Raw genomic sequence first — 9,249 nt, 5'->3', positions numbered from 1 at the left:
GGGGTCAGGCCACTTTTGTCTCGGGATGGCCGTCCGCGTGTCCGTCGACATTGCGCCGCCGATTGGCAGGGTTCCTGCCGAATCTGCTTTTCGATGGCGGGGAATGCGCTAAAATCGGCTGCGAAAAGAACCCTAACCGGAGGAAGAGCAGAATGCGTTATACAAGGATCATCGTTGCCGTCGCGCTGGTGGGAAGTCTCGCCGGCTGCCTGCAAAACGACGCCGAGCGTGGCGTTGCGGGCGCGGCCGCGGGCGCGGTCATTGCCGACGCGACGGGCAACAGTGCCGTCACGGGGGCCATCATCGGCGCAGGCGCAGGCGTCTTCTGCGACGACGCGGGCATCTGCAACTGACACCCTGACGGCGGCCCTATCGCGGCCGCAAGTGTCTTGCATCAGGGCCATCGGGGCTGTGCGCCCCGGTGGCCCTTTGTGTTTTCGCGGCCGGGGAACCCCGGCACGGCCTGAGAAGGGGACGACATGTTCAAGAAGATCCTGATCGCCAACCGGGGCGAGATCGCCTGCCGGGTCATCAAGTCGGCCCGCAAGATGGGCATCAAGTCCGTCGCCGTGTATTCCGACGCCGACCGCAACGCGCTGCATGTGAGCATGGCGGACGAGGCGGTGCACATCGGTCCGCCGCCCGCTGCGCAATCCTACATCGTGATCGACAGGATCATGGAGGCCATCCGCAAGACGGGAGCCGAGGCGGTGCATCCGGGCTATGGTTTCCTCAGCGAAAACATGAAGTTCGCCGAAGCGCTGGAGAAGGAGGGCGTGGTCTTCGTCGGCCCGCCTTCACCCGCGATCGAGGCGATGGGCGACAAGATCACATCGAAGAAGATCGCGATGGAGGCGGGCGTTTCCACCGTGCCGGGTTACATGGGCCTGATCGCCGACGCCGAAGAGGCGGTGAAGATCAGCCGCGAGATCGGCTATCCGGTGATGATCAAGGCCAGCGCCGGCGGCGGCGGCAAGGGGATGCGGATCGCCTGGAATGACGAGGATGCGCGCGACGGCTTCCAGTCCTCGAAGAACGAGGCGGCGGCGTCCTTCGGCGACGACCGCATCTTCATCGAGAAGTTCGTGACCCAGCCGCGCCATATCGAGATTCAGGTGCTCGCCGACAAGCATGGCAACTGCGTCTATCTGCACGAGCGCGAATGTTCGATCCAGCGGCGGAACCAGAAGGTGATCGAGGAAGCGCCGTCGCCCTTCCTCGACGCGAAGACCCGCAAGGCGATGGGCGAGCAGGCCTGCGCCCTGGCGAAGGCGGTCGGCTATACTTCGGCGGGCACGGTAGAGTTCATCGTCGATGGCAACAGGAACTTCTACTTCCTTGAAATGAATACCCGTTTGCAGGTCGAGCACCCGGTGACGGAGCTCATCACCGGGGTCGATCTGGTCGAACAGATGATCCGCGTGGCCGGAGGCGAAAAGCTGCCCTTCAGTCAGTCCGACCTGAAGATCAACGGCTGGGCGATGGAAAGCCGGCTCTACGCCGAGGACCCCTACCGGGGCTTCCTGCCCTCCATCGGTCGGCTCTCGCGCTACCGCCCGCCGGTCGAGGTGGCGACCGCCACCGGCGTCGTGCGCAACGATACCGGCGTATACGAGGGCGGCGAGATTTCGATGTACTATGATCCGATGATCGCCAAGCTCTGCACCTGGGCGCCGACGCGCGGCGAGGCCATCGAGGGGATGCGCGTCGCGCTCGACACCTTCGAGGTGGAGGGCATCGGCCATAACCTTCCCTTCCTGAGCGCGGTGATGGACCATCCCCGCTTCGTCGAAGGCGCGATCACCACGGCCTTCATCGCCGAGGAATATCCCGAAGGCTTCCAGGGCGTGACCCTGCCCGAGGGCAGCTTGCGCAAGGTGGCGGCGGCCGCGGCGGCGATGAACCGGGTGGCGGAGATACGGCGCACACGGATTACCGGGCGGCTCGGCAACCATGAACGCCACGTCGGCGACGAGTGGGTCGTGAGCCTTCAGGGCGAAGAGATCGCGGTGCGGATCGCTGCCGACCGCGATGGCGCGACGGTGCATTTCGCCGATGGCAGCGCGCATCGCGTGACCTCGGACTGGACTCCGGGCCAGCCGCTTGCCCGCCTCATGGTGGACGGCGATCCGGTCGTGCTGAAGGTCGGCAAGATCCCCGGGGGGTTCCGCATTCGCACCCGCGGCGCCGACCTCAAGGTGCATGTCCGCACGCCCCGCCAGGCCGAACTTGCCCGGTTGATGCCGGAAAAGGCGGCCCCCGACACGTCGCGGTTCCTGCTCTGCCCGATGCCCGGTCTCGTCGTGAAGATCAGCGTCGAGGAGGGGCAGGAGGTTCAGGAAGGCCAGGCGCTCGCCACCGTCGAGGCGATGAAGATGGAAAACATCCTGCGTGCCGAACGGAAGGCCACCGTCAAGCGCGTCGTCGCCGCGGCCGGGGCGAGTCTCAAGGTTGATGACGTGATCCTGGAGTTCGACTGAGAATGCGTGGACCGGCAAGCGCCAGCCGCTATCCCCTCTGGGGGATGCTGGCCGCGCTGGGGGGCTTTCTTGCCCTCCAGGCGGTGGCGGCCTGGCATGCCGGAGTCTTCGAATATCCGCTCGATGACGTCTATATCCACCTCGCCATGGCCGAGAAGATGGCCCAAGGCACCTACGGCGTGAACCTTGGCGAGCCCGCCTCGGCCTCCTCCTCCATCCTCTACCCGTTTCTCCTGCTGCCCTTTCCGGGCACGGAGGCCCAGCGGCTCCTGCCGCTCTTCTGGAACATCCTCGCGGTCGCTGGCGCCGGCTGGGTCTGGGGGCTTGTCGCTGCGGCGGCCGGGCTCGCAGGCGCGGTCGGAATGGTCATCGTCATCGCCGGACCGGTCTTCCTCAACATCTCGGGCGTGGGCTACACGGGAATGGAGGCGGGGCCGCATCTGCTGGCGAGTCTCATCGTCGTGCTCGGCCTCTGGCGGGCACTGAACGGGCAGGGGGCCGCGTGGTGGCTCGTGGCGGCAGCGGTCACCGCGCCTCTCCTTCGCTACGAGGGACTGGCGCTTTCGCTGGCGGCCGCCGCGACGCTCTGGCTCTGGGGGCATCGCAGCGCGGCGGGCCTGATCGCCTGCGGCGCGCTCGGCGCGGTCATCGGCTTCAGCCTCTTCCTCCTCCATCTCGGACTCGACCCGCTGCCGGGCTCGATCCTCGCCAAGACCGGTGGGCTCGATCCGCAGGGCGGTCTCTGGTTCCGCCTGCTGGTCGGTCTCATCGCCAACCTGGTCAAGCCGGCGGGGGCGATCCTCGCGCTTCTCCTCGCTGTCCTGGTTGCCACGGCGGGGGCCATGCCCGCACTCCGGCGCGGACCGGCCGGGGCGATCGCGGCGACCGTGGGAGCGGCCGCGGTCGCGCATCTCTTCTTCGGGCAGGTTGGCTGGATGCATCGGTACGAGCCATATGTCATCGTGAGCCTTCTCGGCGCCTTCCTCCTCGCCGGATCGGCGGCCGGGCCCCGGGCGGCACGGATCGGGCAGGGCGCGGCGCTTGCCACGATGGCGGCTGCCGCCGTCGCCTATGGACCGACACTGTGGGGCGCCTATGTCTGGAACCCGCGGGCGATCCACCTGCAGCAGGCGCAGATGGCGCGGTTCGCGCAGGATTACCTCAAGGAACCGGTCGCTGTGAACGACCTCGGTCGGGTGGCATGGCGCAATCCGGACTACGTCCTCGACATCTGGGGGCTCGGCTCCGCCGAGGCGCGGCGCATCCGCTTCGGTCCCGTGGCGCCCGGGGACGGCTGGGCCGGTCCGCTCGCCGCCGCGCATGGCGTGAAGGCCGCGATGATCTATGACAAGTGGTTTGCCGCCGCCGTCGCGCCGGGCTGGGTGCGGGTGGCGACCCTCTCCGTGACCCGACCCAAGGGCGCGCTCGGAGACTGGAAGGTTGCCATCTATGCCACCGACCGCGCCGAAGCGTCAGAGTTGCGCAACCGCCTTGCGGCGTTTGCGCCGACGCTTCCGGACGAGGCTCTTCTCACCCTGGAGGGCGGAGCATGAACGCGGCGACCGAGATCACAGTCCATCTTGGCGCCCATCGCACCGGCACGACGGCGCTCCAGCGGCTGTTCGGGCGCCACGCGGACCGGCTTGCCGCGGCCGGCATCGGCTTTCTTGGCCCCGCATCGCTCCGGCGCGAGGACGTGGCGGGTGACATGCGCGCCTGGACGACGGCCCGCGCCGCGCGACAGGCCTCCGTGCCCTCGCCGCTGGCGGCGGAATGCGACCGGTTGGTCGCGGCGGGGTGCCCGCATGTCGTCATCAGCGAGGAAAACCTGCCTGGCACTATGGGGCCGAACCTCGCCCGGGCCGAGCTTTACCCGAATGCCGAGGCGCGGCTCGCCGATCTTGCGGCGGCCCTGCCGGCCACGCCTGCACGCGTCTTTCTGACCTTGCGCGATTTCGCGGGCTACTGGCGCTCGGCTCTTGCCCATGGCTTGCTCGCGGGCGACGACCTCGCCTTCGACGGCGGCCGGTTCGCCGCGGCGCCCGGCAATTCCTGGATGCCGTTGCTCCGCGCCATCCGCCGCACCTTCCCCGAGACCCGCATCCTCCTGGCCCGGCACCGGGCAGACCGTAGTTTCGTTCCCGCGCTCGCGGCCGCGATGGTCGGGCCTGGTCCGCTTGCCGGTGTGGCGCGCCCCTGGACGACCGTCAACGCATCGCTGCCGGCCGATGTGCTGGAAAGCCTGCGCCAGATGCCGCGCGGGCCCGAGCGCGCACGGTTGGCGGAGGCCGCGCGGCGCCAGGGTCGGCCGCCGGTGGACCCGTTTTCCGGGGCCCAGACCGCCGCGCTGATGGCGCGGTTCGAACGCGAGTGGGCCGAGATAGCGAAGGGTGCCGTGGGCGGCGTCGAAATCCTCGCGCTGGCCGTACCGGAGGCGGCTCGATGACCCCGCGTCACCCTCCGCTGCGCCCTTCGCGGATTTCCTGCTGGCGAAGCGGGAACTTGTCGATCGCGTGGGTTATCTCGCGCACGCTCCACGGCAGGGGCTTGCGCAGCATCACCTGCCCGTTCTTTTCCAGCAGCACCATCGAGAAGCCGCGTGGACGCAACGACTGGCGCGCTTCGGACGGTACCGCCGGATCGGTATCGGTCAGGATCACCACGTCGCGCTTGATGAGCTCGCCGGGGTCGTCGGCGAGGTACCTGAGCTGCGTCTGGAACGCGGGATCGTTCGGACTGTCGGCGAAGACGACGATCGGGCGCTTGAGCCAGAGGAAATCCGCCAGCGCGACGTCCGCCGCGGCAACCGGCGGCAACGCGGGCCGGGATGTCTCCGCTGCGGCTGGAGCGGCGGCAAGAACCGCGAGGCACAGGGCGGCAACGAACTTCATGGGCACTCCTTTCGTCCAGATATAGGCGGAACGGGCGGAATGCCAAAGACTTACGCCGGGTGAACCTGCGGGGCCCCGGGCAAGAGGAAAGGACAAGGCGATGAGCGAGAAGCTGGCGACGTGGCGGCACCTGGCCGAGAAGGAACTCAAGGGGAAGTCGCCGGACACGCTGACCTGGGCGACGCTGGAAGGCATCCGCGTGAAGCCGCTCTACACCGAGGCCGACACGGCTGGTCTGGCCCACATGGGCTCCGTGCCGGGGTTCGCCCCCTTCACCCGCGGGGTCCGCGCCACGATGTACGCCGGCCGGCCCTGGACGATCCGGCAATATGCGGGTTTCTCCACCGCCGAGGAATCGAACGCCTTCTACCGCAAGAACCTCGCCGCCGGGCAGCAGGGTGTCTCGGTCGCCTTCGACCTTGCGACGCACCGGGGCTACGACAGCGATCACCCGCGCGTCGTCGGCGATGTCGGCAAGGCGGGTGTGGCCATCGACAGCGTCGAGGACATGAAGATCCTCTTCGATGGCATCCCCCTGGATAAGATCAGCGTTTCCATGACGATGAACGGCGCGGTCATTCCGATCCTCGCGAATTTCATCGTCGCGGGCGAGGAACAGGGGGTGGACCCCAGCCTTCTGTCGGGCACCATCCAGAACGACATCCTGAAGGAGTTCATGGTGCGGAACACCTATGTCTATCCGCCCGAACCGAGCATGAGGATCGTCGCCGATATCATTGAATACACGGCGAAAGAAATGCCGAAGTTCAACTCCATCTCGATCTCCGGCTACCACATGCAGGAGGCCGGCGCGAACCTCGTTCAGGAGCTGGCCTATACGCTGGCCGACGGCCGCGAATACGTCCGCGCCGCCATCGCGCGCGGGATGAGTGTCGACGACTTCGCAGGACGGCTCAGCTTCTTCTTCGCCATCGGCATGAACTTCTTCATGGAGGCGGCGAAGCTCCGGGCGGCGCGGCTCCTCTGGCACCGGATCATGGCGGAATTCCACCCGAAGCAGCCGGGTTCGCTGATGCTCAGGACCCATTGCCAGACCTCGGGCGTATCGCTGCAGGAGCAGGACCCCTACAACAACGTCATCCGCACCGCCTACGAGGCGATGGCGGCGGCGCTGGGCGGGACGCAGTCCTTGCACACCAACGCGCTCGACGAGGCGATTGCGCTGCCGACCGAATTCTCGGCCCGGATTGCGCGGAACACCCAGTTGATCTTGCAGGAGGAAACCGGGATCACCCATGTCGTCGACCCGCTCGCCGGTTCCTACTATGTCGAAAGCCTGACGGCGGAACTGGCGGAGAAGGCCTGGGCGCTCATCGAGGAGGTCGAGGCCATGGGCGGCATGACCAAGGCGGTTGCGAGCGGAATGCCGAAGCTCAGGATCGAGGAGTCGGCCGCGAAGCGCCAGGCGATGATCGACCGCGGCGAGGAAGTGGTCGTCGGCGTCAACAAGTACCGCCCGACCAGGGAGGATCACATCGAGATCCTCGATGTCGACAACATGAAGGTGCGCGAGGCGCAGATCGCCCGGCTGGAGCGCATCCGCGCGACCCGCGACGCAGGCCAATGCGACGCGGCGCTGGCCGAACTTGAGCGCCGCGCGCGCGAGGGTGGCAACCTTCTGGAGGCGGCCGTCGCGGCGGCGCGGGCACGGGCGAGCGTGGGAGAGATCAGCATGGCGATGGAAAAGGTGTTCGGCCGTCATCGGGCCGAGGTGAAGACGCTCGCCGGGGTCTACGGCGCGGCCTACGAGGGCGACGAGGGCTTTGCGGCGATCCAGAAGGATGTGGAGGCCTTCGCCGAGGAAGAAGGCCGCCGGCCGCGGATGCTCGTTGTCAAGATGGGCCAGGACGGCCACGACCGCGGCGCCAAGGTCATCGCCACGGCCTTCGCCGACATCGGCTTCGACGTCGATGTGGGGCCGCTCTTCCAGACGCCGGAGGAAGCCGCGCAGGACGCCGTGGACAACGATGTCCACGTCGTCGGCATCTCCTCCCAGGCGGCGGGCCACAAGACGCTGGCGCCAAAGCTGATCGCGGCCTTGAAGGACAAGGGGGCCGGGGACATCATCGTCATCTGCGGCGGTGTCATCCCGCAGCAGGACTACGACTTCCTGAAGACGGCAGGGGTCAAGGCTATCTTCGGGCCGGGCACCAACATCCCGGCCGCGGCGAAGGACATCCTGCGGCTGATCCGGGCCGTGAGGGGGTGATCCGGGCCGTCCGCGCCCCGCCCGCGAGGGCGGGGCGCGCAGTCACTCGGCCGACACGGCCGTGTGGCTCTTTTCTGTGGCGTGGCCCGCCTGCGGCGCCGGTCGCGCGACCCAGCGCAGAACCGCATAGCCGATGATCGCCGAGATGGCCGAGCCGGCCAGCACGCCAAGCCGCACCGCATTCATGTGCGTCTGGTCGTCGAAGCTGAGGCCGCCGATGAAGAGCGACATCGTGAAGCCTATCCCGGCAAGGCAGGCGAGCCCGTAGATGTGCAGCCAGGTCACCCCTTGCGGCAGCCGTGCCCAGCCCATGCGCACGAGGGCCCAGGTCGCCAGGAAGACGCCCGCCTGCTTGCCGACGACAAGCCCGCCCGCAATGCCGAGGGGCAGGGCGGACACGAGGTCCGGCAGCGTCAACCCCTTCAGCACCACCCCCGCGTTGGCGAAGGCGAAGATCGGCACGATGAGGAACAGGACATAGGGAGACAGTCCGTCTTCGAGGGCGTGCAGCGGCGACTTGCCGTACTTGTCCTTCATCGGCACGAAGAAGGCGGTGACGACGCCGGCAAGCGTGGCGTGCACGCCGGACTTCAGAACGAGCACCCAGAGCACGATGCCGAGGATGACGATAGGCGCGATGCGGTGCGCGCCCGCGCGGTTCAGGAAGTAGAGGGCCGCGAGCGGAACGAGCGCCAGAAGGAGGTAGTCGACGTGAAGCTCCTCCGTGTAGAAAAGCGCGATGATGACGATGGCGCCCAGGTCGTCGAGAATTGCGAGCGTCAGCAGGAAGACCTTCAGCGCGGCCGGCACCCTCTTGCCCAGAAGTGCCAGCACACCGACCGCGAAGGCGATGTCGGTCGCCGCCGGAATGGCCCAGCCGCCCCGCGTGACCGGATCTGACCAGTTGAAAGCGAGAAAGACCAGCGCTGGCGCCACCATGCCGCCGACGGCCGCCATGCCCGGCAGGATCACGTCGGAGGGGTTCTTCAGCTTGCCCTCCATCATCTCGCGCTTGAGTTCGAGGCCGATGAGGAAGAAGAACACGGCCATCAGCCCGTCGTTGATCCAGAGGATCAGCGGCTTCGAAAGCCCTTCGCCGTTCAGGAGCACCGAAAACGGCGTCGTGAGCAGGGCGTTGTAGCCATCCGACAGGCCCGAGTTCGCGACGATCAGCGCGAGGAGCGCCGAGAGCATGAGAAGCACGCCGCCGGCGGCGTCGTGGCGGAAGAACTGGTCAATGCTGCGGATGAGGCTCATGGGGTCCCGGGTTTATGAGTGTTTCGCTCAGACTTGGGGTCCGAATGCGCGGAGTCAACCGCAAGGGCCCGTTCTTTCGGCCCTTGCAGCTTTTTCTCCGCAGCCTAGGATGGTCTCGGGGAGTGCGATGAAGGCAGCGTTCGACCATCTGGCGGTATCCGCCGCGTCGCTCGATTACGGCGCACGCGTGGTGGAGGCCGCCTTGGGCATTGGGCTTGAGTCCGGCGGAAAGCACCCTTTCATGGGCACGCACAACCGGCTCCTGAGCCTCGGTCCCGGCGAGTATCTCGAAGTCATCGCCATCGACCCCGAGGCGCCCGGACCGGAGCGCCCGCGATGGTTCCGGCTCGACACCTTCACCGGGCCGCCGCGGCTGACGAACTGGGTCCTG

At 67.5% G+C, this 9,249-nt stretch carries 8 protein-coding genes; 6 read left to right on the top strand and 2 right to left on the bottom strand.

All coding sequences use genetic code 11. The features are described 5' to 3' along the window. From ACMUOO_RS15195 to ACMUOO_RS15180, 4 genes are all read left to right on the top strand, one after another. Nucleotides 1–353: hypothetical protein (locus ACMUOO_RS15195; RefSeq protein ID WP_413855685.1), on the top strand; the 353-nt coding region annotated here is incomplete at its 5' end. 126 nt (nt 354–479) lie between these two features. Continuing rightward, nucleotides 480–2,480 carry an acetyl/propionyl/methylcrotonyl-CoA carboxylase subunit alpha gene (locus ACMUOO_RS15190; RefSeq protein ID WP_301919030.1) on the top strand — a complete coding sequence of 667 codons (2,001 nt, stop codon included), beginning with the start codon at nt 480–482 and terminating at the stop codon, nt 2,478–2,480. A gap of 2 nt (nt 2,481–2,482) precedes the next feature. After that, nucleotides 2,483–4,033 (top strand): hypothetical protein, encoded by a 1,551-nt coding sequence (locus ACMUOO_RS15185; RefSeq protein WP_301919029.1) that lies wholly within the window; start codon nt 2,483–2,485, stop codon nt 4,031–4,033. Further along, on the top strand, nt 4,030–4,926 hold the full coding sequence (locus ACMUOO_RS15180) for a hypothetical protein (RefSeq protein ID WP_301919028.1): 897 nt from the start codon (nt 4,030–4,032) through the stop codon (nt 4,924–4,926). The genes ACMUOO_RS15185 and ACMUOO_RS15180 overlap by 4 nt, the downstream gene beginning before the upstream one ends. Before the next feature lie 7 nt (nt 4,927–4,933). Here ACMUOO_RS15180 and ACMUOO_RS15175 read toward each other — a convergent pair whose 3' ends face one another. Beyond that, nucleotides 4,934–5,371, bottom strand: a complete 438-nt coding sequence (locus tag ACMUOO_RS15175) for a DUF4174 domain-containing protein (RefSeq protein ID WP_301919027.1) — start codon at nt 5,369–5,371, stop codon at nt 4,934–4,936. Between the two features lie 100 nt (nt 5,372–5,471). On the opposite strand from ACMUOO_RS15175, the gene scpA reads away from it, so the two are divergent. After that, entirely contained in the window at nt 5,472–7,601 is a 2,130-nt protein-coding gene (gene scpA, locus ACMUOO_RS15170) for a methylmalonyl-CoA mutase (protein ID WP_301919026.1), read from the top strand. Nucleotides 7,602–7,643: 42 nt separating this feature from the next. Here the strand turns inward: scpA and nhaA are convergent, their stop codons facing one another. Next, nucleotides 7,644–8,858 carry a Na+/H+ antiporter NhaA gene (gene nhaA, locus ACMUOO_RS15165; protein ID WP_301919025.1) on the bottom strand — a complete coding sequence of 405 codons (1,215 nt, stop codon included), beginning with the start codon at nt 8,856–8,858 and terminating at the stop codon, nt 7,644–7,646. A gap of 127 nt (nt 8,859–8,985) precedes the next feature. Between nhaA and ACMUOO_RS15160 the strand changes: the two genes are divergently transcribed. After that, a partial coding sequence (locus ACMUOO_RS15160) for a VOC family protein (RefSeq protein WP_413855684.1) occupies nt 8,986–9,249 on the top strand: 264 nt, incomplete at its 3' end.

It is taken from the genome of Albidovulum sp., assembly GCF_041919395.1.
GTDB lineage: Bacteria > Pseudomonadota > Alphaproteobacteria > Rhodobacterales > Rhodobacteraceae > Albidovulum.
Note: the sequence above shows the minus strand (reverse complement) of the source record. Positions and strands in the feature narration are given on the sequence as shown.